This is a genomic window from Mesorhizobium sp. BR1-1-6 (genome assembly GCF_020165355.1).
Classification (GTDB): Bacteria; Pseudomonadota; Alphaproteobacteria; order Rhizobiales; family Rhizobiaceae; genus Mesorhizobium.
In genome coordinates, this window is record NZ_JAIUHZ010000015.1 from 83,000 (window position 1) to 109,062 (window position 26,063).

At 63.4% G+C, this 26,063-nt stretch carries 25 protein-coding genes and 1 pseudogene; 15 read left to right on the forward strand and 11 right to left on the reverse strand.

The features are described 5' to 3' along the window. Nucleotide 1: 1 nt before the first annotated feature. Nucleotides 2-1,837 (reverse strand): monovalent cation:proton antiporter-2 (CPA2) family protein, encoded by a 1,836-nt coding sequence (locus LB545_RS23210; RefSeq protein ID WP_140515288.1) that lies wholly within the window; start codon nucleotides 1,835-1,837, stop codon nucleotides 2-4. Nucleotides 1,838-2,100: 263 nt separating this feature from the next. Between LB545_RS23210 and LB545_RS23215 the strand changes: the two genes are divergently transcribed. Beyond that, nucleotides 2,101-2,367 carry a hypothetical protein gene (locus LB545_RS23215; RefSeq protein WP_140547541.1) on the forward strand — a complete coding sequence of 89 codons (267 nt, stop codon included), beginning with the start codon at nucleotides 2,101-2,103 and terminating at the stop codon, nucleotides 2,365-2,367. A gap of 86 nt (nucleotides 2,368-2,453) precedes the next feature. On the opposite strand, the gene LB545_RS23220 is transcribed toward LB545_RS23215, so the two are convergent. The 4 genes from LB545_RS23220 to LB545_RS23235 all read right to left on the reverse strand — a co-directional run bounded on the left by LB545_RS23220 (nucleotide 2,454) and on the right by LB545_RS23235 (nucleotide 6,258). Continuing rightward, nucleotides 2,454-3,005 (reverse strand): hypothetical protein, encoded by a 552-nt coding sequence (locus LB545_RS23220; RefSeq protein ID WP_140498896.1) that lies wholly within the window; start codon nucleotides 3,003-3,005, stop codon nucleotides 2,454-2,456. Between the two features lie 90 nt (nucleotides 3,006-3,095). Next, nucleotides 3,096-4,217: a YcjF family protein gene (locus tag LB545_RS23225; RefSeq protein WP_140498894.1), complete on the reverse strand. Its 1,122-nt coding sequence runs from the start codon at nucleotides 4,215-4,217 to the stop codon at nucleotides 3,096-3,098. Next, nucleotides 4,214-5,692, reverse strand: a complete 1,479-nt coding sequence (locus LB545_RS23230; RefSeq protein ID WP_224705906.1) for a YcjX family protein — start codon at nucleotides 5,690-5,692, stop codon at nucleotides 4,214-4,216. Before LB545_RS23230 ends, LB545_RS23225 begins: the two co-directional genes overlap by 4 nt. A 62-nt stretch (nucleotides 5,693-5,754) precedes the next feature. After that, nucleotides 5,755-6,258 (reverse strand): SixA phosphatase family protein, encoded by a 504-nt coding sequence (locus tag LB545_RS23235; RefSeq protein WP_140498890.1) that lies wholly within the window; start codon nucleotides 6,256-6,258, stop codon nucleotides 5,755-5,757. 271 nt (nucleotides 6,259-6,529) lie between these two features. Here LB545_RS23235 and dksA point away from each other — a divergent pair, with 271 nt between their 5' ends. After that, complete coding sequence (gene dksA, locus LB545_RS23240; RefSeq protein WP_140498888.1) at nucleotides 6,530-6,946, forward strand: RNA polymerase-binding protein DksA; 417 nt, start codon at nucleotides 6,530-6,532, stop codon at nucleotides 6,944-6,946. Between the two features lie 135 nt (nucleotides 6,947-7,081). Here dksA and LB545_RS23245 read toward each other — a convergent pair whose 3' ends face one another. Then, nucleotides 7,082-7,819: a flagellar biosynthetic protein FliO gene (locus tag LB545_RS23245; RefSeq protein ID WP_181167579.1), complete on the reverse strand. Its 738-nt coding sequence runs from the start codon at nucleotides 7,817-7,819 to the stop codon at nucleotides 7,082-7,084. 244 nt (nucleotides 7,820-8,063) lie between these two features. Between LB545_RS23245 and cckA the strand changes: the two genes are divergently transcribed. Then, on the forward strand, nucleotides 8,064-10,640 hold the full coding sequence (cckA, locus tag LB545_RS23250; RefSeq protein ID WP_140557782.1) for a cell cycle histidine kinase CckA: 2,577 nt from the start codon (nucleotides 8,064-8,066) through the stop codon (nucleotides 10,638-10,640). A gap of 55 nt (nucleotides 10,641-10,695) precedes the next feature. Here cckA and LB545_RS23255 read toward each other — a convergent pair whose 3' ends face one another. Further along, nucleotides 10,696-11,322, reverse strand: a complete 627-nt coding sequence (locus LB545_RS23255; RefSeq protein WP_140498884.1) for a TetR/AcrR family transcriptional regulator — start codon at nucleotides 11,320-11,322, stop codon at nucleotides 10,696-10,698. A 49-nt stretch (nucleotides 11,323-11,371) separates the two neighbouring features. Here LB545_RS23255 and LB545_RS23260 point away from each other — a divergent pair, with 49 nt between their 5' ends. The 3 genes and pseudogenes from LB545_RS23260 (at nucleotide 11,372) to LB545_RS23270 (ending at nucleotide 13,295) form a co-directional block, all read left to right on the forward strand. After that, complete coding sequence (locus tag LB545_RS23260) at nucleotides 11,372-12,214, forward strand: oxidoreductase (RefSeq protein ID WP_140498882.1); 843 nt, start codon at nucleotides 11,372-11,374, stop codon at nucleotides 12,212-12,214. An 85-nt stretch (nucleotides 12,215-12,299) separates the two neighbouring features. Next, nucleotides 12,300-12,416: pseudogene (locus LB545_RS23265) on the forward strand (IS5/IS1182 family transposase); the annotation flags it as partial. 156 nt (nucleotides 12,417-12,572) lie between these two features. After that, a complete protein-coding gene (locus tag LB545_RS23270) occupies nucleotides 12,573-13,295 on the forward strand; it encodes a DeoD-type purine-nucleoside phosphorylase (RefSeq protein WP_140498880.1) in 723 nt (240 codons plus the stop codon). 70 nt (nucleotides 13,296-13,365) lie between these two features. Here the strand turns inward: LB545_RS23270 and LB545_RS23275 are convergent, their stop codons facing one another. Then, nucleotides 13,366-13,671, reverse strand: coding sequence for a ribbon-helix-helix domain-containing protein (locus LB545_RS23275; protein WP_140498878.1), 306 nt, complete (start codon nucleotides 13,669-13,671; stop codon nucleotides 13,366-13,368). A 246-nt stretch (nucleotides 13,672-13,917) separates the two neighbouring features. Between LB545_RS23275 and LB545_RS23280 the strand changes: the two genes are divergently transcribed. The 3 genes from LB545_RS23280 to LB545_RS23290 all read left to right on the forward strand — a co-directional run bounded on the left by LB545_RS23280 (nucleotide 13,918) and on the right by LB545_RS23290 (nucleotide 16,536). Further along, complete coding sequence (locus LB545_RS23280) at nucleotides 13,918-14,313, forward strand: VOC family protein (protein WP_140498876.1); 396 nt, start codon at nucleotides 13,918-13,920, stop codon at nucleotides 14,311-14,313. Nucleotides 14,314-14,385: 72 nt separating this feature from the next. Beyond that, nucleotides 14,386-14,916 carry a gluconate 2-dehydrogenase subunit 3 family protein gene (locus LB545_RS23285; protein WP_224705907.1) on the forward strand — a complete coding sequence of 177 codons (531 nt, stop codon included), beginning with the start codon at nucleotides 14,386-14,388 and terminating at the stop codon, nucleotides 14,914-14,916. A 48-nt stretch (nucleotides 14,917-14,964) separates the two neighbouring features. Further along, nucleotides 14,965-16,536, forward strand: coding sequence for a GMC family oxidoreductase (locus LB545_RS23290; protein WP_224705908.1), 1,572 nt, complete (start codon nucleotides 14,965-14,967; stop codon nucleotides 16,534-16,536). Nucleotides 16,537-16,602: 66 nt separating this feature from the next. On the opposite strand, the gene LB545_RS23295 is transcribed toward LB545_RS23290, so the two are convergent. Continuing rightward, nucleotides 16,603-17,001, reverse strand: a complete 399-nt coding sequence (locus LB545_RS23295; protein WP_140498872.1) for a hypothetical protein — start codon at nucleotides 16,999-17,001, stop codon at nucleotides 16,603-16,605. 314 nt (nucleotides 17,002-17,315) lie between these two features. Between LB545_RS23295 and urtA the strand changes: the two genes are divergently transcribed. The 6 genes from urtA to LB545_RS23325 all read left to right on the forward strand — a co-directional run bounded on the left by urtA (nucleotide 17,316) and on the right by LB545_RS23325 (nucleotide 23,500). Further along, nucleotides 17,316-18,626 (forward strand): urea ABC transporter substrate-binding protein, encoded by a 1,311-nt coding sequence (gene urtA / locus LB545_RS23300; protein WP_140729213.1) that lies wholly within the window; start codon nucleotides 17,316-17,318, stop codon nucleotides 18,624-18,626. Nucleotides 18,627-18,732: 106 nt separating this feature from the next. Then, entirely contained in the window at nucleotides 18,733-20,349 is a 1,617-nt protein-coding gene (urtB, locus tag LB545_RS23305) for an urea ABC transporter permease subunit UrtB (RefSeq protein ID WP_224705909.1), read from the forward strand. Next, a complete protein-coding gene (gene urtC, locus LB545_RS23310) occupies nucleotides 20,346-21,575 on the forward strand; it encodes an urea ABC transporter permease subunit UrtC (protein WP_224705910.1) in 1,230 nt (409 codons plus the stop codon). Before urtB ends, urtC begins: the two co-directional genes overlap by 4 nt. A 6-nt stretch (nucleotides 21,576-21,581) precedes the next feature. Further along, entirely contained in the window at nucleotides 21,582-22,328 is a 747-nt protein-coding gene (gene urtD / locus LB545_RS23315) for an urea ABC transporter ATP-binding protein UrtD (RefSeq protein ID WP_140498864.1), read from the forward strand. Between the two features lie 69 nt (nucleotides 22,329-22,397). Next, nucleotides 22,398-23,093, forward strand: a complete 696-nt coding sequence (gene urtE / locus LB545_RS23320; RefSeq protein ID WP_224705911.1) for an urea ABC transporter ATP-binding subunit UrtE — start codon at nucleotides 22,398-22,400, stop codon at nucleotides 23,091-23,093. 230 nt (nucleotides 23,094-23,323) lie between these two features. Beyond that, complete coding sequence (locus tag LB545_RS23325) at nucleotides 23,324-23,500, forward strand: hypothetical protein (RefSeq protein WP_140498860.1); 177 nt, start codon at nucleotides 23,324-23,326, stop codon at nucleotides 23,498-23,500. Between the two features lie 51 nt (nucleotides 23,501-23,551). Here LB545_RS23325 and LB545_RS23330 read toward each other — a convergent pair whose 3' ends face one another. Continuing rightward, nucleotides 23,552-24,703, reverse strand: a complete 1,152-nt coding sequence (locus LB545_RS23330; protein ID WP_140557766.1) for a GGDEF domain-containing protein — start codon at nucleotides 24,701-24,703, stop codon at nucleotides 23,552-23,554. A gap of 508 nt (nucleotides 24,704-25,211) precedes the next feature. After that, nucleotides 25,212-26,024 carry a DUF72 domain-containing protein gene (locus LB545_RS23340; RefSeq protein ID WP_224705912.1) on the reverse strand — a complete coding sequence of 271 codons (813 nt, stop codon included), beginning with the start codon at nucleotides 26,022-26,024 and terminating at the stop codon, nucleotides 25,212-25,214. Nucleotides 26,025-26,063 lie beyond the last annotated feature (39 nt).

Genomic DNA, 26,063 nt, shown 5'->3' on the forward strand with positions numbered 1-26,063 from the left:
ATCAATCCGCCGGCTCGGACTTGTGCAGAACGCCGGCCGTTTCCTCGTTGAGCGCCTGGCCGGGGCGGCGCGGCGTGGAGAGCGGCGTCGGGATCGGCGTGCCGATATTGCCCTTCAGGAAGCGCTGTCCGGAGCGGATGCCTTCGGCGAGTTGCGTCTCGAAGCGGGCGGTGTCGCGGCGGCGGACATCTTCGACCACCTCGGCGACGTCTTCCGGGTCGACGCCCAGGGCCTCCAGCGTCGAACCGCCAAAAACCAGCGCCGATTCGAATGTTTCACGCAGCTGATAGTCGACGCCTGTGCGGATGAGCTGTAGCGCGGTGCCTCGGTCGAAGGCGCGCGCCAGCACGGTGAGCAAGGGAAACTCGGCTTTGACGAGCTCGGCGATGCGTACGGCGGCATCGGGTTTGTCGACGCAGATGAGCACGGCGCGTGCGCGCCCGGCACCGGCAGCGTGCAGGATGTCCAGCCGCGTGCCGTCGCCGTAGTAGACCTTGAAGCCGAAATCGGCCGCCGCCTGGATCATCTCGACATCGTTGTCGATGATCGACACGTCGATGCCGCGCAGCAGCAATGGCTGGCTGGCGATCTGGCCGAAGCGGCCGAATCCGATGATCAGCACGCTGCCGGTCAGCCCTTCGGCGACGTCGACGCCATCCAGCGACAGCTCGTCGCGCGGCGTCAGATACCGCAACGCGACGATCGCCAGCGGCGTCAGCACCATGGAGATGATGACGATGGCCGTCAGCGTCGCGTTGGCCTGGCCGTCGATGATGCCGACGGAAGCGGCGGCCGAATAGAGGACGAAGGCGAATTCGCCGCCTTGCGCCATGAAGACGGCGCGTTCCAGCGCCTCGCGATGGCCCGACTTCAGGATGCGGGCGACGATGTAGATGCCGAGCGCCTTCATGACCATGTAGGCAACGACATAGACGGCGATCAGCCGCCAGTTCTGAACCACCACATGCAGGTCGAGCGACATGCCCACGGCGAGAAAGAACAGACCGAGCAGGATGCCGCGAAACGGTTCGATATCGGCTTCGAGCTGGTGGCGGAAGGTCGATTCGGACAGCAGCACGCCGGCCAGGAACGCGCCCATCGCCATCGACAGGCCGCTGAGCTGCATGGCAAGGGCGGATCCGAGAACGACCAGAAGGGCGGCCGCCGTCATCACCTCGCGAGCGCGGGCATCCGCCAGGATACGGAAGAAAGGGTTGAGCAGAAAACGTCCGGCCAGCACCAGGCCGATGATCGCGGCAAGGCCGATACCGACCTCGGCCAGCCGCTCCGACAGGCTGGTGTCGGTGCCGCCTGGCGCCAGGAACGCGATCAGGGCCAGCAGCGGCACGATCGCCAGATCCTCCAGCAGCAGGATGGAGACGATGCGCTGGCCCTTGGGCGAGGCGATTTCGCCGCGCTCTTCCAGAAGCTGCATGACGATCGCCGTCGAGGTCAGCACGAAGCCGGCTCCGGCGACGAAGGATTGCGCGATGGAAAAGCCTCCGGCTATTCCCACACCGGTCAGCAAGACCGCGCAGACCCCGACCTGAAGCGCGCCCAGGCCGAAGATCTCGCGGCGCAAGCCCCAGAGCCGCGACGGCTGCATCTCCAGCCCGATAATGAACAGGAACATCACGACGCCGAGCTCGGCGACGTGGAGGATGGCTCCCGATTCGGAAAACACACCGATGCCGAACGGGCCGATCACCACGCCCGCGGCCAGATAGCCGAGAATCGAACCCAGGCCCATACGTTTGAAGATCGGAACGGCGACAACACCCGCGGCGAGCAGCGCCACCACCTGAACAAGCTCGCTGCCCGCTGCCTCTGCCGCCATTCCCGCCATTCCGCTCGTTTGAGGACCGCAGCCTGTGCGGTCGGGTCAAGACGCCTCGGATCAGGCGCCAGCGCCCCAAGGATAGGGGCTTCGGCGGGCATGTAACAGCCCGAATCCTGCGGCGGGCAATGTTGCAGGCACGTTACACAAGTTGAGCGCGAGGCCGCGTTGCGTCTGGCTGCAATCGGAGGTTAAGCACGCTCGGCTTCGGCCAGTGGAGGGTGTGGCGATCAAGCCGCGCCCTTTTTGAGGAGATGACTGACATGAAGAAGTTTTTGCTCGTTGCCGTCGGCCTGGCGGTGCTCGCCGGCTCGGCTTGCTCCAAGGCGCCTGAGTGCACGGCCGAGGTCGCCACCAAGAAGGCGCAGGACATGGCCGCCGCGCTGCAGGAGGCGGTTACCAAGGATCCGTCCAAGGCGGCCGATCTGACGGCCAAGGTGCAAGAGGTGACGACCAAATATCAGGGCACCACGACCCTGGCCGACGCCTGCAAGGCCTATGATGAGGTGACGGCGGCGATCAAGGGCTGATCGTTCCTATCGACGTCTTCAAAAGGAGGCGGTGGCGATGGGCCGCCGTCTCTTTTTGTGTTTGGTTACAGGCGGTTGATACGCGCTCAGTTCGGCGCGATGGAGCCGACTTCGATCGCGTCGACCCGCTTCAGGCTCATGCCGATCACCGGCACCAGCTGGTCCGCGACGCGCACTGCAACCGTCACCGTCATCGAATTGTCGTCGGGGATGCGTGCCTGCATGACGCCGCGCAGCTGGTTGCGGTTGATGGTGAACACCACCTTGCGGGCATCGACCACATTGCCGCCGATGATATCGAGGCCGGCACCGGCCGCGCCGCCCATGAAGGAGCCCTTGTAATCGCGCCCCTTGCGCTCGATCTTGGCCGACATCGGCTGGGTGAACATGCCCACACGGCAGCCGCCGTCGAGCGTCATGCCCATCTTGCCGTCGGGCGTCGAGCCGGTGAAGCTGCAATTGAACTTCGTGCCCTTGTATTTGCCGGCGACGATCTCGCCCGGGCCCACCCACTTGCCTTCGGCGGACCGGAAGAACTGCTTGTCCGGCTCCGCCGCGGACGCCTGTGCGGCAATGCCGGCGACAGTGGTGATCGCAACCGCCAGGGGCAACAGGCTGGACAGAATTACGCTTTTCATCGACGACACCCGGCAACAAAGAGGCTGTTTTGGAACCAGTGCGACCATGAACAAGATTGGTTAATGCTTCGTCACTGCCAAGGTTGTCGTTCACTTGCCAGGCGGGGTGTTCTCGCTTTCCTTCCTGCTTGCGAACGATGTCAGCGCGGAGAGGAAATCACCCAGTCCCGGCCGTTTTGCCGCACTGAAGGGCAGGGGGCGCGCCGTCTCCATCGCGGCGATGCCGATGCGCGCCGTCATCATGCCGTTGACGACGCCTTCGCCGAGCTTGGCGGAGAGGCGCGCAGCCAGGCCGTGGCCGACGATCTGCTGGACGAAACTGTCGCCGACGGCGATCGAACCGGTGACCGCCAGATGCGCCAGCACGCTGCGCGCCAGGCGAAAGAAACCCAGTGTTCCCGGCCGCCCGCCATAGAGTTCCGAAAGGCGCCGGATGAGGCGCCCGGCCTCGAACACGACATAGGCTACGTCGACGAGCGCACGCGGACTGACGGCCGTCACCAGCGACACGCGTTTGGCGGCTTCCAGGATCATGATCTTGGCCCTGGCGTCGAGAGGGCCAAGGATCTCCGCCTCAGCGAGACGCACCAGATTGGCGCCATCGATGATCTCGTCGCGCAGATCGGCCAGCGCGCGCCTGCCCGCGGCCGTTTCGGGTTTGGCCGCGACGAAGGCCGACAGCTCGTCGACCACCAATCGCGCCGCCTTGGGATCGTCGCGTGCAATCGCATCGAGCGCACGTTTCTGCAGCTTTTCGACCTCGGCAAGCCGGGCGATCGCCAGGAACTCGCGAATCAGGATCACCACCAGCGCCAGCACGGCGACGGCAGCCATGCCGGCGGCCAGCCAACCCAGCCACTCGGCGCGCGCGAACAGATCGCGAATGAGCTGATCGGTCCACAGGCCGATGGCCAGCGAAACCAGCACCCCGAACGCGCCGAAGAAGATGGAGCCAAGCAATGAACGTTTCCTGCGAGCGACCGCCGGCGGCGGTTCGGCAGCGACGATGTCCGGCTCGTCGAACACGTCGATCTCCGACGGGATGACCAGCGCGACATCGCTCTTCACCGCGCGGGGCTTGCGCTGTGTGTCGGTCTGGACACGGCGCGCCTCCGGCGCCCCGGCCTGGGCACGGCGCGCCTGCGCCGCGTCCTGCTGCGATGTGGCCTCCGGTTCGATGCGGAATGCCGCCGGCTTGCGGGGCGCGGTCATGCCAGATGGTCTCCGATCAGGAACTGCAAGGCACGGTCGAGCCGGATATGCGGCAGTGACAGCATGACGCCCTCGGCCGTGCGCTCGAGTTTTGGCGGGCGAAAACGCACGAAGCGGATCGCCGGGTCGGTATTGTCCTGCCTGTGCGCTCCCCCGGGAGCTTCGAAGACAGCATCAATTTTCTCCGGTAAATCACCGGGAAATATGGCCGTTTCAGCTTTCCCGTCAAAGGTGTCGCCATTGATTGTCTCGCCCGCGAGCGGTGTGCCGATGATGACCGGCAATGTCTCGCGGCCCTGTTTGACGGTGCCTTCCCGTGTTGCGCGCACCGCCGCCATGGCGACGACGTCGACGCCGGCGCCGGTGAAATTCGCCCGCGCCACGGCGCGGTCTGCCAGCCGCCGCACGATCGCCTGCAAGCGGTCATGGCTGTCGTGATGCAGGTGGTCGGCCTTGGTGGCGGCGATCAGGATACGATCGATGCGCCGCGAGAAAAGATCGGTGAGGAAGCTGCCGCGTCCAGGACGGAAACAGGCGAGGATCTCGGTCACCGCGCGCTCCAGGTCGGCCATGGCTCCGGGGCCGGCGTTCAGCGCCTGCATGGCGTCGATCAGCACGATCTGGCGGTCGAGCCGGGTGATGTATTCGCGGAAGAAGGGTTTGACGACATGGGTCTTGTAGGCCTCGTAGCGCCTTTCCATCATCGCATGCAGCGAGCCGCTGCGCGGGCGCTTGTCGCCCAGGCTGGCCAGAGGCGCGAAGGTCAATGCGGGCGAGCCTTCGAGATCGCCAGGCATCAGGAAACGGCCCGGCGGCAAAGTCGAAAGCGCCCGCTCGTCGAGCTTGCAGGCTTTGAGATAGGCGGCGAAATCCTCGGCCAGGCGGCGCGCCGTCATCTCCTCGGCATCGGCGTTCGGGTCGATCTCGGCCGATAGCGCCCGCCAGGCGCGCGACAGATCCTCGCGCACCGGCAACGCAGCCATTTCAAGGGCTTCGCGCGAAAAATCGGCGAAGGACTTGCCGAGCAGCGGCAGGTCGAGCAGCCATTCGCCGGGATAGTCGACGATGTCGACCGACAGTTTTCCGGAGGAAAACATCCTGTTCCAGCCGGAAGCCGATTCATATTCGATGGTCAGCCGCAATTCGGAGATGGCGCGTGTCGAATCGGGCCAGACGCGGTCGTTCACCAAGGCGGCGATATGGTCCTCGTACTGGAATCGCGGCACCGCGTCGTCGGGCTGCTCTTCGAGGAAAGCGCGCGCGATGCGCCCGGATTTCTGCGCCTCGAACAGCGGCAGGCGCCCGCCGTGAATAAGGTTGTGGACCAGCGCCGAGATGAAAACCGTCTTGCCCGCCCTGGAAAGACCCGTGACGCCCAGCCGCAGCGACGGCGAAAATAGCCCGCTGGCGCGGCCCGAAAGCGTGTCGAGCGCAATTCTCGCCTCGTCGGTGAAAGTGGTCAGCGATGACGCCAAAATTGTCTCTCGATGCTGCGACAGGTCCGATATAGGCGTTGCCGTGCTGGTTTGAAATGGCGTCAGAGGTCAGCCGGCGTCAGGAATGCCTCGAGATAGCCGGCACCCTGGGCGGCCCCGGCAAGATCGCCGCTGAAGCGCACGACCGCCAGGCCCGAGGTCGGGAAACCATGATTGAGCATGGCGCGGGCGCTTTCCTCGCCATCGCCGGACACCGCCATGGCGAGATCCTCCGTCATCGGATTGTGGCCGACGAGCAGCATCGAACCCACCCCACCATTGTCCCGGATGAGGCTGAGGTACGCGGCCGCGTCCTCGCTGTAGAGCGCGTCGACGAACAGAACCCGGCCGGTGTCGGCCCGACCGGCCACGCCTTCCAGCGTCTCCTTCGCGCGCCGGGCTGTGGAGCAAAGCGTCAGATCGGGCACATAGGAGCGCGACCGCATGGCGATGCCCATCGCCTCCGCATCAGCGCGGCCGGACGCATCGAGAGGGCGATCGAAATCACGCATGCCGGGCAGCGCCCATCCGGCTTTGGCGTGCCTCAACAGATAAAGCCTGCTCACCCAACCTCCACCGTGCCAACAGCCCGAACCGTGCTGTGATTAGCCATAAGAACGGCGTGGCGCACAATGGCAGTCGTTTTTCAGACATGACGAATCATCAGCCGGCGGCCGCCAGTTCGAAGGATCCGGTACCTAAGACCAGCCCGAATCACCTCAATCGCGCTCATCGAGGCAGATTAACAATTGCGTGAATCGGTAATCGATTGCGCTTGTGCAGGCGTTTGACCGCGAATATATAGGCGCCAAATTTGGGGCTGTTTGGGTGAGTCGAATGAACGATGCCGTTACCGCCGATTACGTACCCTCCGAAGACGAGCCGTTCATGAACGAGCGGCAGAAATCCTACTTCCGCTCAAAGCTCGTCACCTGGAAGAATGACATATTGCGCGAAGCGCGCGAAACCCTCGAAATCCTACAGCAGGAAAACGCCAATCATCCCGATCTAGCCGACCGCGCCTCTTCGGAAACCGACCGCGCCATCGAACTCAGGGCGCGCGACCGCCAGCGGAAACTCATCGCAAAGATCGATTCGGCCTTGCAGCGCATCGAGGAAGGCACTTACGGCTATTGCGAGGAGACCGGCGAACCGATCGCGCTGAAGCGGCTGGATGCCCGCCCGATTGCAACCTTGTCGATCGAAGCGCAGGAGCGGCACGAGCGCCGCGAGAAGGTCTATCGCGACGATTAGCCTGCGGTCTGCATTCAAGAAGATTTCAGCGATATCGCTCTCGAAATGGCCGGTTTTCCGGCCATTTCTTTTTTCAGAACCCGGGCGATGCGCGCAAAACCCCGATCGGTTTTTCGGACCGGGCGCAAGCGCTGCTCATCTTTTCTGGCTGGAGAGTTCGCCCAGAAGCCTGGTCATCTCATCGTCGAGCGACGGCGGTGTTTTTGCCACCGGCTTGGTCGCCGGACTGCTCGAGCGGGGCTGGTCGAGCGAAACCTCGAGTTCCTTCATCAGCGTTTCATCGATGCTTTCCTGCCCCGGCGGTGGTGAAGCCGGCGGCGGGGCATGCCGGACGGCATTGACGTTTGCGGAGCCGTAGGAAGGCAGCGGCGTGACATTGGTCGGCTGATAACCCTGCGCCGCCGGCTTCGGCACCGGCTCCGGAGCGCGCTGGCGGGCGGGTGGCGCTGCACTCACCGGCTGCGGAGCAGGTGCCTGTCTCGCCGGCGCCGGGGTGGGCTGAGGCGCACGCGGCTTTGCCACCGCGACAGGCTGCTGCGAACCGCCATCTCCGGTCAGCGCGGGACGGCGTGGCGCAGAAAGGCGGATGTCACGCTCGACGACGACATCGGTCGGGCCGCCGATCAAAAGCAGATGCTCGATGTCGTCGCGGCGCACCAGCACCAGGCGGCGATGGCTGTCGACGGCGGTGGCGTCCATGACCGCAAGCCGCGTCTTGCGGTTCCGGCCGCCCGCGACAAAGGTGCCGAAGGTCAGGTTGCGAACGAGTTTGACGATGATGAGGACGATAACCAGCAGGACCAGCGCCGCGAAGGTCCACAGCAGTGCCGCTACATAGCCGGGGCCCGCTACGCTATCCAGCCATTGCAGCATTGGTTCCCCCTGATCGGTTTGGAAGTGACGCGACACTAGACCGTTGCGGCGGGCTGCCGCAAGTTGCCTTTCACGCTTCATGAACAGCTTGAAACACTGGAGGGCCGGCCGACATCATTTTTATCTGACATTTGCCGCCCGGGCCTTTTCGGGACCAGGAGAATATGATTCAACCCGACAGGGGCGGGCGTCGGCACACATTGCGGCGAGTATCGGAACACCGGACTTCAAGAGCAGGGGGCACATGGCCAAGGAAACGCGCGGCGATTTCTATCCGGTACCGATCGTCGATCAGAACACGCGGCCGGGCGCCGTCACCCGGCTCGTCATCTTCATTGCCGTCCTGACGGGGGCCGCGATCGTTTTCGGCCTGTTTCGCGAGCGGCTCGGCGACCCTTTCCTGCTGGGCATGCTCGGCGTGCTGGCGATGATCGGCGTCGGCTTCCTATTCGCCACGGCAATTGGCTTCGTGCAGATCACGCCACGCTCGACGGGCGACGAACTGTCGAAAGCATTCGTCGATTCGATGTCGCAGGGCCTTCTGGTCACGGACACCAAGGGCCGCGTGGTCTATGCCAACCGCGCCTATGCCGACATGACCGGAGCCTCTTCCGCGGCCGACCTGAAGACGGTCGAAGGGCTGCTTTCGGATGTTCCGGAAGCTTCGGTCACCATCTACCGACTGGCCTCCGGCCTGCGTGACGGCCAGCCGGGCGACGGCGAGTTCCGGCTCGCGCAGTCGATCAAGCCTGGCGCTGAGCCAGGCGCGCGCTGGTATCGCGCCCGCGCCCGCGCTTTCAGCGTGCCGGGCCAGCGGCCGCCGATGCTCGCCTGGCAACTTGCCGACATTTCGCAGGAACGCGCCGAGCAGGAGCGTTTCTTCCTGGACCTGCAGAAGGCGATCGATCATCTCGACCACGCGCCCGCCGGCTTCTTTTCCGCCGACCAGGAAGGCCGCGTCACCTATATCAACGCCACGCTCGCCGAATGGCTGGGCATCGACCTTGCCAGCTTCACGCCCGGCGCCGTCTCCCTGCCGGAGATCGTCGCCGGCGACGGCATGGCGCTGGTGCGCTCGGTCAAGGCCGACCCCGGTACGACGCGCAACGCGGTCATCGATCTCGACCTCACGACAATGACGGGCGAGGCGCTGCCGGTGCGCTTCATGCATCGCGTTTCAGCCAGCCGCGAAGGCCTCAACGGTCCGACGCGCACGATCGTGCTCAACCGCACGCAAGGCGAGGACGCCTCGGCGGACCTGCGCGCTTCGGAAGTGCGGTTCACCCGCTTCTTCAACTCGACGCCGATGGCGATCGCCGGCGTCGACGCCAGCGGGCGCATCCTGCGCACCAATGCGCCGTTCCTTTCGCTGTTTTCATCGGTCGTCGACCGGGACGCCGTCGATCGCCGCATGCGGCTCGACACCGTCATCCACGAACGTGACCGCCCGGCCTTTGCCGCGGCCTTCGAAAAGGCAAGGCAGCGGCAGGCCGATATCGAGCCGATCGACACGCTTCTGCCCGGCAATGAGGAGCGCCACATCCGTTTTTACGTCAATGCGGTCGCCGACGGCACAGGCGGCGAGGGGGCCGAGGAGTCGGCCATCGTCTACGCCGTCGAGACGACGGAGCAGAAGGCGCTCGAAGGGCAGATGGCGCAAAGCCAGAAGATGCAGGCGGTCGGCCAGCTTGCCGGCGGCATCGCGCACGACTTCAACAATGTGCTGACCGCCATCATCATGGCGTCTGATCTGCTTCTGACCAACCATCGGCCGTCGGACCCATCCTTCCCCGACATCATGAACATCAAGCAGAATGCCAACCGGGCAGCCTCGCTGGTGCGGCAGTTGCTGGCCTTTTCGCGCAAGCAGACGCTGCGGCCGGAAGTGCTGAACCTCACCGACGTGCTCGCCGATCTCAGGATGTTGCTCGCCCGTCTGGTCGGCAACGACATCAAGCTGAAGATCGATCACGGTCGCGATCTTTGGCCGGTCAAGGTCGATATCGGCCAGTTCGAGCAGGTGGTGGTCAACCTGGCGGTCAACGCGCGCGATGCAATGCCGGCGGGCGGCGACCTCACGGTGCGCACCCGCAATGTGACCGCCGACGAGTGCAAGACTTTTCCCTACCGGGAACTCACTCCGGCGGACTATGTGGTGGCCGAGGTCGAGGACACCGGCAGCGGCATCGCGCCCGACGTGCTGAAGAAGATATTCGAACCGTTCTTCACCACCAAGGAAGTCGGCAAGGGCACCGGCCTTGGCCTGTCCATGGTCTACGGCATCATCAAGCAGACCGGCGGCTTTATCTTCTGCGATTCCGAGGTCGGCAAGGGTTCGGTCTTCCGCATCTTCCTGCCGCGCCACATCGCCGAGGCAAAGAAGGCAGGCGAACCCGGGGAAGCACCGGCAGCGGTGCCTGCCAAGTCGGCCGAGACAGGCAAGGATTTGTCCGGCTCGGCCACGGTGCTGCTGGTCGAGGACGAGGATGCGGTGCGCATGGGCGGCATGCGGGCACTGACCTCGCGCGGCTATACCGTGCACGAAGCGTCCTCCGGAGTCGAGGCGCTGGAAGTGTTCGAAGCGCTCGGCGGCAAGGTCGACATCGTGGTTTCGGATGTGGTGATGCCGGAGATGGACGGGCCGACGCTGCTCGGCGAACTGCGCAAGCGCCAGCCGGACATCAAGTTCGTCTTCGTGTCCGGCTATGCCGAGGATGCATTCGCCAGGAACCTGCCGGCGGACGCGCATTTCGGATTCCTGCCGAAACCGTTTTCGCTCAAGCAGTTGGCAACGATCGTCAAGGACATGCTGGAGTCTTAGGCCGTGAACCCATAAATCGGGAAATGGCCGAGATTGGTGGTTCCCGGAGGGCAGCTTAGGAGGCGGAATCGCCGAATAGCGGCCGTTCAGCAAATCCGAGCAGCAAGGTTTTTGCGATCTCTCGCGCCTTCGAGGCAAGCGCCTCATCCGGCAGTTCGCCGGCGGTCCAGAATGACAGGACCCCACGAAAGGCAAATGCGAGCTGCTCCGGCAAACTGCGCAGCGCCTCCTGCCTGCCGGCCGCGATCAAGCCTTCGCCCGCTCCAAGGGCCAGCGACCACAAGGTTGTGGAGTGCGCTAGGACCTTTCCGGGGGACGGGCCGGCCGTGCCGATCCATCCCATCACGGCCCGGTTTATCTCCGGCTCCTCCAGCATCACCTCGACCGCGGTATCGATGGCCAACAGCACGCGGCCTGCGGCATCGGCAGGCGGTGACATCCCGGCAAAGCGCTGGGCCATCGTATCGATCCGCCGCCGCGAAAGGGCATGCATGATCGCGGCCTTGCTCCCGAACTGATTGAACGGCGTCGCGAAACTGACTCCGGCCTCGGTGGCGAGGTCGCGCATCGAGAAATCGGCCTTACCCTGTCGGAGCAGTCGCTCCGCCGCATCGATCACACGCCGGCGAAGCGGCTCACCCCGCGTGGCGGTCGGAGCAACCTTGGTCTTGTTTGGTGTCATGCTGTTATCTATATCATGATATAGTTTCAATCATAGCCCGGAGTGAACCATGACTTCCACCCCTAAGACATTCCTCATCACCGGTGTCAGCTCCGGGCTGGGGCGAGCATTTGCAAGAGGCGCGCTTGAAGCGGGCCATCGGGTGATCGGCACCGTGCGGCGGGAAGCCGACGCCGAGATCTTCGCCGCGCTCGCGCCCGATCGCGCCCACCCGCTCTTGCTGGACGTGACCGATTTCGAGACGGTCCCGGCGGCTGTCACCGCGGCGGAACGGCAGGCGGGTCTAATCGACGTGCTGGTGAACAACGCCGGTTACGGCCATGAGGGCGTGCTGGAGGAGTCCTCCATGGACGATCTCCAGCGCCAGTTCGCCGCCAACGTCTTCGGGCCCGTCGCGATGATCAAGGCGGTGCTGCCGGGCATGCGCGAGCGGCGTCGCGGCCATATCATCAACGTCACGTCCATGGGCGGCTTCATCACCATGCCCGGGATCACCTTCTATTGCGGAAGCAAATTCGCGCTCGAAGGCATTTCCGAAGCGCTCGGCAAGGAAGTGGCAGGCTTTGGAATTCGGGTGACGGCGCTCGCTCCCGGCCAATTCCGCACGGATTGGGCCGGACGCTCGATGGATCGCACGCCGCGCAGCATTGCCGACTATGACGCGGTCATGGACCCGATCCGCGCCGCGCGACAGGCCAAGAGCGGCAACCAACCGGGCGATCCGGCCAAGGCCGCGCAGGCGTTGCTCGTGCTGGTCGATGCCGCGAACCCGCCGGTACGGCTGTTCCTGGGCGACGACGCGCTGGGGCTGGTCGACCAGAAGCTCGACGCGATGCGGGGCGAAATCAGCGCGTGGGAGGAGCTTTCGCGCTCAACCAGCTTCGCATCATGAGCGCTTGGAGCGCGTCGGCTGATGAAGACGCGCCGCGCGTCTTCATCAGCCTGCAATTGGTGCGGCTCGGCCTGACCGCCGGCCGAACATCCCGCCGAAGAGCAACCAAGTGAAGCCTTGCTTCAGCGGGCGGCTCTATCGCGAGCGCAACCTGATCGAGCGGTTCTCCTCCAAGCTGAAGCACTTCCGGCGTGTCGCCACCGCTACGACTTTGATAGAGTCGCCGGCCGCTTTAACTCTTTGTTTTCGTGATATTGTCGTCCTGAAACGAAGTTTCCGTGTATTAGCGTTCCCGAATGCCTCTTGCGCAATACCGCGACAAGGCCATGATTGTGGATGAAACGGCAGGGACGAGCTGTTGACGCCACACATCGAAGCCAGCAAGGGTGACTACGCCGACATTGTGCTGTTGCCGGGCGACCCCCAGCGCGCCGAATGGATGGCCATGACATTCCTGGAGGCCCCGCGCTGCATCAACCGCCGGCGCGGGGCCCTTGGCTTCACTGGCCTGTTTCGTGGTCAGCCAATCAGCATCCAGGCGACCGGCATCGGCGGGTCCTCCTTTCTGATCTATGCGCATGAACTGCTGGACGGCTATGGCGTGCGGACCTTGATCCGTACTGGCACCTGCGGCGGGCTGACCGCTGACGTAAAACTGCGCAGCCTCGTCATCTCGCAATCGGTGCGGCCCGAAAGCGCCCGAAGCGGTCAGGTTTTCGGCCTCTATGACGCAGCAGCCGGGCCGGACCCGGCGCTGTTTGCTCGCGCATTGGCGAAGGCGGCCGAACTCGGCATCGACCATCGTGCCGGGTTGACGGCATGCAGCGACGTCTTCCACCATCCGGAGGGACGCGCCCGTTTTGCCGATGCGCAGGCAGCCGGCGCGCTGGCCGTGGACATGGAGACCAGTGCGCTCTATCGCATTTCCAGGCATTTCGGGGCCCGTGCGCTATCGATCTGCACGGTGGTCGACGATATCGACAGCGGCGAACAGACCCAATATGCAGAGCGCCAGGATCTTTTTACCGACATGACGCGGCTGGCGCTGGAAATCGCCGCCGCCGATCGGCCCGGTGCGTGATAGGCCCGCCGAGCCGCCCCAGTTCCTGATGCATTCCGAACACAAAGCCGGGGGGCACTTTTCTGGATCTTCAGGCGGCTTCCCATTTCGGCGGCATCTGGTCTTCCATGCCCGGCCGGTGGCTGCGCAGATAGAGCGCGCAGGTGGTGCGCAGCATGGAGGCGAAGTTGGGAATCTCGCCATTGATCTCGATGGCCTCGTCATAGAGTTTCGAGATGAATTTCGGCGTCGTCAGGTCCTGGCTTTCGGCGATTTCGTCGAGCAGTGCCCAAAACGTCGCCTCAAGCTGGATGCTGGTCGAATATCCGTCGATGCGGATCGACCGGTTGATCTGGCGATAACCTTCGGGGTCCTGGGCCGCAAATACCCTGCACATCCGACAACCTCCCACGTTCGTTGATTTTTGGCGTTGATTTTGGGTGGACAGATGCTTTTGCCGCCAGAGGCGACGCGGCCTTTGTCCCCAACAGCATTCTCCGGCAAAATCGGCTGAACAGCAATCGGACTTTCGTCCTTGCGATTGTCAGGCGAGTCGATCTTCGAAGCGTGGTAACCGGCTGCCACCATCTTTTGCCGTCGCCGCGCATAATCATCTTCGAAGCATCGAGTGGCGAGGACTGATTTGGCGAAGGCAATTCACACCATGATCCGGGTTCTCGACGAGACCCGCTCCGTCGATTTCTACAGAAATGCCTTCGGCCTCGATGTCGCCGAAAGGCTGGATTTCGACACGTTCACGCTCATCTACCTCAGCAATGCCGAGACGCAATTCGAAGTCGAACTGACCGTGAACAAGGGTCGGCAGGAGCCTTATGCGCTTGGCGATGGCTACGGCCATCTCGCGGTTTCGGTCGTCGATCTCGACGGCGAGCACGACCGGCTCGGCGCGCTCGGCCTCAACCCGAAGAAGATCGTCGAATTCAACCGTGACGGTTCGCTGATCGCACGCTTCTTCTTCATCGAGGATCCGGACGGCTACAGGATCGAGGTTCTGCAACGAGGAGGCAGGTTCCAGTAGAGATCGCGGCCGCGTGTGCGCGGCGCCAGCCAAGGCATCCCATGGATGCAACCAGCAAGCAGGGAGGAAAATATGGTCACGATCTATGAAAGCAGGCCCGGGCTTTCGCGGCGCGAGCTTCTGAAGCGCAGCGGCGTCGGAGCCTTGCTCGTCATTTCCGGCAGCGCGGTCATCAGCCCGGAACATGCCTGGGGCCTCGAAACATCGGCGCTGAAGCCGGAGACGATGGCGACGCTGATCCAGATGGCGCGGGACGTCTACCCGCACGATCAGCTTCCCGACAAATATTACGCCGTCGCGGTCAAGAGCCATGACGAGCAGGCCGGCAAGGATGCCGCACATAGGGATCTCATCGAGAACGGCATCGCCGATCTCGACAAGAGGTCCGGCAAGGGCGGCTACCGGAACCTTGGTTGGGAGGATCAGCGTGTCGCAGTGCTGAAGCAGGTCGAAGCCACGCCTTTCTTCCAGGCGGTGCGCGGGGGCCTCGTCGTCAGCCTCTACAACCAGAAGGAGGTCTGGCCGGTCTTTGGCTATGAGGGCGAATCCTATTCCAAGGGCGGCTATATCGCGCGCGGCTTCAACGACATCGAGTGGCTCTGAGCCGGCTCCTCTCGCCACCCAGCAAAATCGAAATCATGGGAGGAAACCATGGCAGCAGCATTTGATCTGAAAAACGACAATTTGGTCGTCATCATCGGCTCGGGGGCCGGCGGCGGCACGCTCGGCAATGAACTCGCCCAGAAGGGCATCGACGTCGTCATCCTGGAGGCCGGCGCACGCCACGAATTCGACGACTTCATCAATGACGAGTGGGACTCCTTTGCCCAACTCGCCTGGAAAGACAAGCGCACGACTTCGGGCGACTGGCGCGTAGCCAAGGATTTTCCGAACCTGCCGGCCTGGATCGTGAAATCGGTCGGCGGCTCGACCACGCACTGGGCCGGCGCTTCGCTGCGCTTCCAGGAGCATGAGTTCAAGACCGCCTCGACCTACGGCAAGGTGGAGGGCGCGAACCTGCTCGATTGGCCGGTGACACTGGCCGAGATGGAGCCCTACTACGCCAAGGCCGAAGCCAAGATGGGCGTCACCGGCACCAATGACTGGCCGAGGCTGCCGGGCAACAATAATTTCAAGCTGTTGAAGGCTGGCGCCGACAAGCTCGGCTACAAGGAATGCCACACCGGCAACATGGCGATCAATTCGGTCGAGCGTGACGACCGGACGTCCTGCCAGCAGACCGGCTTCTGCTTCCAGGGCTGCAAATGGGGCGCCAAATGGTCGACGCTCTACACCGAGATCCCGAAAGGCGAAGCGACAGGCCATCTCGAGGTGAGGCCGAACGCCATGGCCGTCAAGATCAACCATGACGCCTCGGGAAAGGTGACCGGCGTCGTCTATGCCGACAAGGACGGCAAGCTGCAGGAGCAGAAGGCCCGCGTCGTCGCCGTCGCCGGCAACTCGATTGAAAGCCCGCGCCTGCTGCTCAATTCGGCTTCGAGCAAGTTCCCTGACGGGCTCGCCAATTCATCGGGGCAGGTGGGCAAGAACTACATGCGCCACACCACCGGCTCGGTCTATGCCATCTTCGACAAACCGGTGCACATGTATCGCGGCACCACCATGGCCGGCATCATCCGCGACGAGGCGCGGCATGATCCATCGCGCGGTTTCGTCGGCGGCTACGAATTCGAGACGCTTTCGCTCGGCCTGCCGTTTATGGCGGCCTTCCTCGATCCCGGCGCTTGGGGCCGCTCCTTCACCACCGCGCTCGACCACTACGACCACATGGCAGGGCTGTGGATCGTCGGCGAGGACATGCCGCGCGAAGAAAACCGCATCACGCTGCATGCCGACGAAAAGGACGAGCACGGCATGCCGATCGCCGATGTGCATTTCGACGATCATCCCAACGATACGGCGATGCGCGATCATGCCTATAAACAGGCCATGGCGCTCTACGACGCGGTTGGAGCGACGCGGACTTTCCCGACGCCGCCCTATCCTTCCACCCATAATCTCGGCACAAACCGGATGAGCGAGAAGGCGGCCGACGGCGTCGTCAACAAGCACGGCCAGACGCACGACATCAAGAACCTGTTCGTTTCCGACGGCAGCCAGTTCACGACAGGCGCGGCCGAGAACCCGACGCTGACGATCGTCTCGCTGGCGATCCGGCAGGCCGATTACATCGCCAGCCAAATGTCAGCGAGAAGCATCTAGTTCCACCTCCCGACTGCCTGCTGGCGCGGAGCCCCGACCGGGGTTCCGCGCCATTTTTCTCGACTTTCAGCCCTTGGTGCAGGTCGAGGCGGTGAAGGCGCCGTCGGGCTGTCTCATGATGATGTCGAATGAGGGCGGGCCCTGGCCATCCAGAGTCGCCTGAGTGAGGGACAACGAGTTGCCGCCGGCGGTGTAGCCGCCGAGTGGTCCCAGCCAGGAGATTACCCCATTTGCGTCCATCTGGTAATTGTAGCCCTGCTGGGCGGTCCCGAAGGTGACTGGGCCGGTATAGACGTTTCCCTTGATGGTGATGTCGCCGAGGTTGAGGAACATGCCGAGCAGGTAGACCTCGCAATGATAAATGCCGTCGGGCATCTTGCCGTCGCTGAAGTCGGCTCGCGCCGCCCCGGTCGCCGCCGCCAGAAACAATAGGCCGGTAGAGATGCGTGAAATTCCGGATGCCATGACGTCGCTCGGTTGAGGGGCGAACTTGCCCCATTTGTGTGCCGTACCGCAATATTTGTCGCGTGCGGCCCGCGTCCGGAGATCAAAATCCAGGCATTTGGAGAAATTGGACGAAAATTAGGCAAAAACCGTGTGCGCTGCGCAAATTTCTCTCAACCAATTTTTAACCGGGCGCTCACGATTTCTCTAAGTACGATACATCAAGCCGCTGATAACATTGAGCATTAACTCCTCCCGCGAGACCGCCTCGGCGGTTGGCATGGGGGTTGCTTCGTAGTGTTGCGTTGCAATCAATCAGCTTGGGAGTGTCAGGCATGAGGGGTAATTTCTCGACAATAACAAAAATGTTTTCGGCGGGCGTGGTCGCTGCCGGCCTGTCGATGTCGGCGCCCGCGAAGGCGGCCGACGACACGATCAAGGTCGGCATCCTCCATTCGCTGTCCGGCACGATGGCGATTTCGGAGACGACGCTGAAGGATGCCATGCTGATGCTCATCGACGAGCAGAATGCCAAGGGCGGCCTGCTCGGCAGGAAGCTCGAAGCGGTCGTCGTCGATCCGGCGTCCAACTGGCCGCTCTTCGCCGAGAAGGCGCGCGAGCTGATCTCCAAGGACAAGGTCGCGGCGGTGTTCGGCTGCTGGACCTCGGTGTCGCGCAAATCGGTGCTGCCGGTGTTCTCGGAACTCGACAACATCCTGTTCTATCCCGTCCAGTATGAGGGCGAGGAGAGCGAGCGCAACGTGTTCTATACGGGCGCGGCGCCGAACCAGCAGGCCATTCCGGCCGTCGACTATCTGATGAGCGAGGATGGCGGCTCGGTGAAGCGATGGGTGCTGGAAGGCACCGACTATGTCTATCCCCGCACCACCAACAAGATCCTCGAGGCCTATCTGAAGGCCAAGGGCGTCGCGGCGGAAGACATCATGGTCAACTACACGCCGTTCGGTTTCTCGGACTGGCAGACCGAAGTCTCGGCAATCAAGAAGTTCGGTTCGGCCGGCAAGAAGACCGCCGTCGTCTCCACCGTCAACGGCGACGCCAACGTGCCGTTCTACAAGGAACTGGGCAACCAGGGCATCAAGGCCGAGGACATCCCGGTCATGGCCTTCTCGGTCGGCGAGGAGGAGCTTGCCGGTCTCGACACGGCGCCGCTGGTCGGCCATCTCGCCGCCTGGAACTACTTCGAGAGCGTCGACACGCCCGAGAACAAGAAGTTCATCGCCGACTGGCACAAGTTCATCAAGAACGACAAGCGCACCACCAACGACCCGATGGAGGCCCACTATATCGGCTTCAACATGTGGGTGAAGGCGGTCGAGAAGGCCGGCACCACCGATCCGGACAAGGTGATTGACGCCATGGTCGGCGTCTCGGTGCCGAACCTGACCGGCGGCTATTCGACGATGATGCCGAACCATCACATCACCAAGCCGGTGCTGATCGGTGAAATCCAGGCCGACGGCCAGTTCGAGACGGTCTCGCGCACGCCGGGGCTGGTGATGGGCGACGAGTGGTCGGATTACCTGCCCGACTCCAAGGACTTGATCTCCGATTGGCGGGCGCCTCTGTCCTGCGGCAACTTCAATGTCGCCACCGGCAAATGCGGCGGCAAGGGCACAAACTGATCCTCCCGGGCTGGACCTTCAGGTCCATGCCCATGACCGCGAGCGTCCGGACGGTTCCTTCGCCGTCCGGACCTCCAACTCAACCCTGAAGAGTCGCCTGACGCCGATGAACCTTTTCCGCGCACTTGGCCTGACACTGCTGTTCTTGCTGGCGACGCTGTCGTCATCGGGCGCCGGCGAAGCCGATCTGCGTGGCATCATCGCCAAGTTCGCCGCCGCCAAGGGTTTTTCGGAGACGGGAGCTGTCGTTCACGACCTGGCGGCGACCGGCGATCCGGCAGTGGAGCGGCCTCTTGCGGCACTCGCCGATGGCAATCTTTACATCCGCAAGATCGATTCCCTGGTCTTCGTCGGCAAGGAAGGCGGCGAACGGGTCCAGCTTTTCGACCCGCTGAGCGGTGAGCCATCCGGTGAAGCGGCCAGGGACGACATCACCAAGATCAAGGTCAACAACACGCTGCGCCGCACCATCCGCGATGCGCTGGGCACGCTGACGCTTGGCGCCAAGGATCCGGCCGTGCGGCTCGCCGCCGCCGACACCATGTTCAAGACGCCCGATTCCGCAAACATCGAGCCGCTCGACGCTGCGATCGCCAATGAGACGGTCGCCAGTGTCAAGACCTTGCTGGAACAGGCTCGTGCCGCGTCGATTCTGAGCTCGGATCGGCCTGATGCCGACAAGCTCGCGGCAATCGCCCTGATCGGCGCGCGCGGCGACCGCGATGCGGTATCGCTGCTCACCTCGGCAGGGGCCAATGCCTTGGGCGCAGTGCAGGAAGCCGCGACGGCGGCTATCGCCAACATCAATTCGACGCTGGCCCTGTGGGACGCCGGACAGAACATCTGGTATGGCATTTCGCTGGGCTCGGTGCTGCTGCTGGCAGCGATCGGGCTTGCCATCACCTTCGGCGTCATGGGCGTCATCAACATGGCGCATGGCGAGATGGTGATGCTCGGCGCCTACACGACCTTCGTCGTCCAGCAGGTGATCCGCACGTCGTTTCCCGGCCTGTTCGACTGGTCGCTGGTCATCGCGCTGCCACTTGCCTTCCTGGTCGCGGGGCTTGTCGGCCTCGCCATCGAGCGCGGCATTATCCGCTTCCTCTACGGCCGGCCGCTGGAGACGCTGCTGGCGACATGGGGCGTTTCGCTGATCCTGCAGCAGGCAGTGCGCTCGATCTTCGGGCCAACCAACCAGGAGGTCGGCAATCCCTCCTGGATGTCGGGTTCGTTCGATGTCGGCCAGCTTGCCATCACCTGGAACCGGCTCTGGATCCTGGTCTTCGCGCTTAGCGTCTTTGCCGTGCTGCTCTATGTGATGAAGCGCACCCCCTGGGGCCTACAGATGCGCGCCGTCACCGCCAACCGCCGCATGGCCGCCTCCATGGGCATCAGGACGCCATGGGTCGACGCGCTGACCTTCGCGCTCGGCTCCGGCATTGCCGGCATTGCCGGCGTGGCGCTCAGCCAGATCGACAATGTCTCGCCCAATCTCGGCCGTGGCTACATCATCGACAGTTTCATGGTCGTCGTCTTCGGCGGCGTCGGCAATCTGTGGGGCACGCTGGTCGGCGCCTTTTCGCTGGGCATCGTCAACAAGTTCCTGGAACCCTATGCCGGCGCCGTGCTCGGCAAGATCGTCGTGCTGGTGCTGATCATCCTGTTCATCCAGAAGCGCCCGCGCGGCCTGTTCGCGCTCAAGGGCAGGGCGGTGGAAGCATGATGTCGGGACGCTTCTTCGCCGCGGGCGCGGACCGCCGCATCGCCATCACCATTTTCATCCTGCTCGCGGCCGCGATCGTCGGCCCTCTGCTCAATCTTGCTGTGTCACCGACGAGCGCCTTCTACGTCCCGCCCTATATCGTGGCGCTGACCGGCAAATATCTCTGCTACGCGCTGCTTGCCTTGGCGCTCGATCTTGTCTGGGGCTATTGCGGCATCCTTTCGCTCGGCCACGGCGCCTTCTTCGCGCTCGGCGGCTACGCGATGGGCATGTATCTGATGCGCCAGATCGGCTCGCGCGGCGTCTATGGCAACCCGATCCTGCCTGATTTCATGGTATTCCTGAACTACAAGGAGCTGCCCTGGTTCTGGACCGGCTTCGACCATTTCTGGTTCGCCGGCCTCATGGTGCTCGCGGTGCCCGGCCTGCTCGCCTTCGTCTTCGGCTGGTTCGCCTTCCGCAGCCGCGTCACAGGCGTCTATCTCTCGATCATCACACAGGCGATGACCTATGCGCTGCTGCTCGCCTTCTTCCGCAACGACATGGGCTTCGGCGGCAACAACGGCCTGACCGATTTCAAGGACATTCTGGGCTTCAACGTCCAGGCCGACGTGACCCGCTCGGCGCTGTTCGCGGCCAGCGCGGTGATGCTTGCGCTCGGCGTCTTCGTCACCTGGGCGATCGTCGGCTCCAAATACGGCAAGCTGCTGATGGCGGTGCGCGATGCCGAAAGCCGCACCCGCTTCCTCGGCTGGCGGGCTGAGAATGTGAAGTTGTTCGCCTTCACGGTTTCAGCTGTCATGGCCGGCGTCGCGGGCGCGCTTTACGTGCCGCAGGTCGGCATCATCAATCCGGGCGAATTCGAACCCTCCAATTCGATCGAGGTGGTGATCTGGGCCGCGGTCGGCGGGCGCGGCACCATCATCGGGCCGATCATCGGTGCGCTGCTGGTCAACGCCGGAAAATCCTGGTTCACCGGCGTGCTGCCTGAACTGTGGCTGTTCGCACTCGGCGGCGTGTTCGTCGCCGTGACGCTGCTCTTGCCGAAAGGCATCATCGGCATGTGGGATAGCTGGCGCGGCAACGCCAAGGCACTGCGCGCGGCATCGTTGGCCGAGGAGGCCGGCGCCGATGGTGAAATCGCGCCGTCCAAAGTCGTGCAGGCGGCGGCCAGAACACCCGGCGAATGGTCCTCGTCCAGCCTCGAACCACAGCCGGCGGAGTAACGAGCGATGTCGAAGTCGAACACCATTCTCTATCTCGACGGCGTCTCGGTTTCCTTCGACGGCTTTCGCGCCATCAACAATCTGTCGCTGGTGCTCGACAAGGGCGAGATGCGCGCCATCATCGGCCCCAACGGCGCCGGCAAGACCACGATGATGGACATCGTGACCGGCAAGACACGGCCCGACGAGGGCGAGGTGTTCTTCGACGGCCAGGTCGATCTCACCAGGCATGACGAGGCCGAGATCGCCATGATGGGCATCGGCCGCAAATTCCAGAAGCCGACGGTTTTCGAAAGCCATACGATCGAGGAAAATTTGATGCTGGCGCTGAAGGGGCCGCGCTCGATCTTCCCGGCGCTGTTCCATCGACGCTCGCCCGCCGAGACGCGGCGGATCGATGACATCCTCGGGACCATCCGGCTCGGCGACAAACGCGACGAGCTCGCCGCCAATCTCAGCCATGGGCAGAAGCAGTGGCTGGAGATCGGCATGCTCCTGGCGCAGGACCCGAAGCTGCTGCTGGTCGACGAGCCGGTCGCCGGCATGACCGACGCCGAAACCGAGGAAACCGCGCGCCTGCTCAAGGAGATCGCCCGCGACCATTCAGTGATCGTCGTCGAGCATGACATGCATTTCGTGCGCGAGCTCGGCGTCAAGGTCACCTGCCTGCATGAGGGCTCGGTGCTTTCAGAAGGCACGCTCGATTTCGTATCTGCCGATGAACGCGTCGTCGAAGTCTATCTGGGGAGATGAGCATGGTTTGGCGGGTGCAATTCCATCGCTTCGATCTTGCCTTCCTTCGGTTCTGGAGAAGGCGCTGACATGCTCGAAATTTCCGATGCCACGCTCCACTACGGCGCCGCCCAGGCGCTGCGCGGCGTGTCGCTGAGGGCGGGCGCCGGCAAGATCACTTGCGTGCTCGGCCGCAATGGCGTCGGCAAGACCAGTTTGATGAGATCGATCGTCGGCCACCACAGGCTGACGAGCGGAAGCGTTGCCTTCGAGGGGAAGGCGCTCGACCGGAGCGCGGCGTATGACCGCGCCCGGTCGGGCATCGCATTCGTGCCGCAGGGCAGGGAGATCTTTCCGCTGCTCAGCGTGCGGGAAAACCTTGAATCGGGATTCTCGCCCCTGAAACGGGCCGACCGCAACGTGCCGGCGCATGTCTTCGAATTGTTTCCGGTGCTCAAGCAGATGCTTGGCCGCCGCGGCGGCGATCTCTCCGGCGGCCAGCAGCAGCAGCTCGCCATCGGCAGGGCGCTGGTGATGCGGCCCAAGCTTCTGGTGCTCGATGAGCCGACGGAAGGTATCCAGCCGTCCGTTATCAAGGACATCGGCCGCGCCATCCGCTATTTGCGCGACCAGGTCGGCATTGCGGTTCTTCTCGTGGAGCAATATCTCGACTTCTGCCGCGAACTCGCCGACGAGGTCAACATCATGGACCGCGGCCAGATCGTCCATACTGGTCCTGCGGAAGATCTCGACCGGGCGGATGTCAGGAAGTTCCTGACGGTGTAAATCCATCTCCTGATGAAAGTTTGCTCAATCTTTCTTCAACACCCGCTGGCACGCTCAATACTACATGCTAGTCTTCTGATGGCTTTGTGAGTCGGCCGCTTCCGTATCAGTCTGGTTTGTCGCAGATCGAGGTGGGCGACGGGCAAGTTCCGCGCAAGCATGCGTTCCTAGCATCCTCCCTGCGATCTCTGTCGTTCAACGCGTTTGGGCATACAGGCCAAGGGGCAGCCATGGAACGTTACGTCGAGGACTACCAGAAGCGGCGGCTCACAGAGCGCGTCGACATCATCACAGCCATCAACATTCTGAAGTCCCAGGGCTATGACCACGACGAGCTGATCGAGGAGATCACCAAGGTCTTCTATGTCGACCTCGATGCCTTCAATGAAATTGTCATGGCGGCGTAAAAGCCGCATTCGGCCATTCAACAATGATGGGCACGGCATTGATGCGCTTGGTCAGCTAGCGCGCCGGAATGGAGAGGCGGTGACGCGGTTGCGGCCGCCGCGCTTGGCGGCATAGAGCGCCTTGTCGGCGGCGCTGAGCACCTTGTCGAAGCTCAGGCCCTCTTTGGTGCCGAAAGCAAAGCCGGCGCTGACGGTGCACGTCAGGGGACCGTTCTCGGTGTCGATGCGGCGCGCGGCGAACGAGGTTCGTATCGCCTCGGCCGTGTTTTCCACTGTTTCGGGCAAAGTCCGCTTCAGCACCACCGCGAACTCCTCGCCCCCCATGCGCGCGGCGACATCGGTCGGGCGAAGGTTGCCGGCAAGCTCCTTGGCGAACACTTTCAGCACCTCATCGCCCGTCGCGTGGCCGAACTGGTCGTTGATGGCCTTGAAGCTATCGAGGTCGAACACGACCACGGCGGTAAAGGCGCCGACGGGAGAATCGCCAAAGAGGTCGAACAGCGCGCGGCGGTTGAGCAGGCCGGTCAGCTGATCCGTCAGCGCGTTGCGGCGGTGATGCCCCGCCAGACGCCCCTGGTTGAGGGCCAGCGACAAGGCGCCGATGCCGGTCATGCTGGCGATGACGACGATGAGGCTGAGATCCTCGGCCCAGTTCCTTGGCGCATGGCTCAGGATCAGCTTGCCGTCCCATGCCAAAACCGTCGCGCAGAGCAGGAAGGACATGGCGGTCGCCGAATAGAGTGCGGCGGCGCCGATGGTAAGCGCTGGGGCCTCGGCGCGGCCCTTCCAGTATTCGGCGGCGGTTGCGAACAGGAGCAGGGCCGCGAACAGGTTCTCGAACATGAAGCCGAGCCCGTCATAGCCGAGAGCCATGGGCGGCAGCGCCACCGCCAGCGAAATGCCGCTGCCGATTAAAATCCTGGAGACCGGCGAGCCGCCGCTTCTGAATTGGTAGGCGGCGCCCAGCATCATGGAGAAGCCGACCAGCAGCAAGGTGAAGGTGGCGATGCCGAGGCCGCGCCTGGGCGCGTCGATATAGGCGTCATAGGTGAAGACCTCGCCCACCACCAGCAAGGCGCTGAGCGCCCAGGTGAGCAGGAACTTGTCGGTGCGGGCGGTGAGCCATGTGCCGAACAGCGTCAGGCTCAGGCAGGCAGCGGAGAAACCGACCGCCAGCAGAAGTGAGTTGTAGTCGAGCGACATGCCCCTCGTTCCTTGCCCGCGACGACCCTGCAGCCTGACGTTGCTGGAGTCATGACGCAAGGAAGTGTCGATAAGGTTACGATCGCGGCGAAAAAGCCAAGCTTGCACGGCGTTAGAGGACTACCGCCGACAGGAGCAGAACCGCACCGACCGCCATCATCAGCAGACCCGGCCAATTCTGTGACACGCCTAGGAAACCGAGGCCGCGCCGGCGTGGCTCAAGCGTCGGGGCCTGCCTTGCGAGATTTGGCATCCGTCGATCCGAAGCTGCAGGTGCCGGATCGCTGAGCCGTCCACGCCTGAGAGCTGCGCCCGCCATATACACAACGCCGGCGACGATGAGAAACGCACCGATAAGGATGACAGCCATCCTTCCTCGCTTTTCTGCTGGTTTTCCCGCGCGGGAACCCGCCACCAAGGCAAAACGACGATGACGCCTTGAGGTTCCGACAGAGGCTGTTGACGCCGGCAATTCATGCAAATGGAAATAGCCGCAGAGGCTTGCCGCTTAGCTGGTTTCTGTCACTCGCTTCATCAGCGCCATGGCGCCGAAGGGCGCGCGCACCTTGCCCTCGGTGATGAAGTAGACGAACACGTCGCGCGGTTGCACCGGCGCGTCGGTAGCAGGGTCGGCGCGCCGCAAATCGGCCGGCTGCTTGCCTTCCGCCCAGACCTTGGCCCGCGCCGCCCATTCATCGAGGCCTTTTGGCGTGTAGCAGTCGGGATTGTCATCCGAGCCGGTCTGCAGCCGCGCATAGATGAAATCGCCGGTGATATCGGCGATATCAGGATATTTTGCGTGATCGGCATAGACGATGGCCGCCTTGTATTTGCGCGCGAGCGCCGGGAATTCCGGCACGATGAAACTGTCGTTGCGAACTTCAAGCGCGTGGCGCAACGCGACACCGTCTTGGCTTCCCGGCAACAACTTCAGAAAAGCCTCGAAATCGTCGGGATCGAATTTCTTTGTCGGCGCGAACTGCCAAAGGATCGGCCCAAGCTTATCGCCGAGCGCGGCGACGCCGGAGCCAAGGAAACGCATCATCGATTCACCGGCTTCGCCCAGCACGCGGCGGTTGGTGACGAAGCGGTTGCCCTTCAGCGAGTAGACGAAACCGTCGGGGGCCTCATTGGCCCATTTGACGAAGGTCGGTTCCTTGAAGCTGGAATAGTAGGTGCCGTTGACCTCGATGCTCGGTACCTGCCGGCTGGCGTATTGCAACTGCTTGGCCTTGGGGAGTTTTTCCGGGTAGAAGGACGTGTCCCACGGCTCGAAGGTCCAGCCGCCCATGCCGGCGCGGATTGTTCCCGATTTGCTCATTGTCGTCCTCCCGTTTCAGAAATCTGGCCGCGTTCAGAA

Excerpts from the sequence above, each read along its gene's own strand:
- LB545_RS23210 (WP_140515288.1), bottom strand. The coding sequence starts at position 1,837 with ATGGCGGCAGAGGCAGCGGGCAGCGAGCTTGTTCAGGTGGTGGCGCTG.
- LB545_RS23215 (WP_140547541.1), top strand. The coding sequence starts at position 2,101 with ATGAAGAAGTTTTTGCTCGTTGCCGTCGGCCTGGCGGTGCTCGCCGGC.
- LB545_RS23220 (WP_140498896.1), bottom strand. The coding sequence starts at position 3,005 with ATGAAAAGCGTAATTCTGTCCAGCCTGTTGCCCCTGGCGGTTGCGATC.
- LB545_RS23225 (WP_140498894.1), bottom strand. The coding sequence starts at position 4,217 with ATGACCGCGCCCCGCAAGCCGGCGGCATTCCGCATCGAACCGGAGGCC.
- dksA (WP_140498888.1), top strand. The coding sequence starts at position 6,530 with ATGAACGATGCCGTTACCGCCGATTACGTACCCTCCGAAGACGAGCCG.
- LB545_RS23245 (WP_181167579.1), bottom strand. The coding sequence starts at position 7,819 with ATGCTGCAATGGCTGGATAGCGTAGCGGGCCCCGGCTATGTAGCGGCA.
- cckA (WP_140557782.1), top strand. The coding sequence starts at position 8,064 with ATGGCCAAGGAAACGCGCGGCGATTTCTATCCGGTACCGATCGTCGAT.
- LB545_RS23255 (WP_140498884.1), bottom strand. The coding sequence starts at position 11,322 with ATGACACCAAACAAGACCAAGGTTGCTCCGACCGCCACGCGGGGTGAG.
- LB545_RS23260 (WP_140498882.1), top strand. The coding sequence starts at position 11,372 with ATGACTTCCACCCCTAAGACATTCCTCATCACCGGTGTCAGCTCCGGG.
- LB545_RS23275 (WP_140498878.1), bottom strand. The coding sequence starts at position 13,671 with ATGTGCAGGGTATTTGCGGCCCAGGACCCCGAAGGTTATCGCCAGATC.
- LB545_RS23285 (WP_224705907.1), top strand. The coding sequence starts at position 14,386 with ATGGTCACGATCTATGAAAGCAGGCCCGGGCTTTCGCGGCGCGAGCTT.
- LB545_RS23290 (WP_224705908.1), top strand. The coding sequence starts at position 14,965 with ATGGCAGCAGCATTTGATCTGAAAAACGACAATTTGGTCGTCATCATC.
- LB545_RS23295 (WP_140498872.1), bottom strand. The coding sequence starts at position 17,001 with ATGGCATCCGGAATTTCACGCATCTCTACCGGCCTATTGTTTCTGGCG.
- urtA (WP_140729213.1), top strand. The coding sequence starts at position 17,316 with ATGAGGGGTAATTTCTCGACAATAACAAAAATGTTTTCGGCGGGCGTG.
- urtB (WP_224705909.1), top strand. The coding sequence starts at position 18,733 with ATGAACCTTTTCCGCGCACTTGGCCTGACACTGCTGTTCTTGCTGGCG.
- urtC (WP_224705910.1), top strand. The coding sequence starts at position 20,346 with ATGATGTCGGGACGCTTCTTCGCCGCGGGCGCGGACCGCCGCATCGCC.
- urtD (WP_140498864.1), top strand. The coding sequence starts at position 21,582 with ATGTCGAAGTCGAACACCATTCTCTATCTCGACGGCGTCTCGGTTTCC.
- urtE (WP_224705911.1), top strand. The coding sequence starts at position 22,398 with ATGCTCGAAATTTCCGATGCCACGCTCCACTACGGCGCCGCCCAGGCG.
- LB545_RS23325 (WP_140498860.1), top strand. The coding sequence starts at position 23,324 with ATGGAACGTTACGTCGAGGACTACCAGAAGCGGCGGCTCACAGAGCGC.
- LB545_RS23330 (WP_140557766.1), bottom strand. The coding sequence starts at position 24,703 with ATGTCGCTCGACTACAACTCACTTCTGCTGGCGGTCGGTTTCTCCGCT.
- LB545_RS23340 (WP_224705912.1), bottom strand. The coding sequence starts at position 26,024 with ATGAGCAAATCGGGAACAATCCGCGCCGGCATGGGCGGCTGGACCTTC.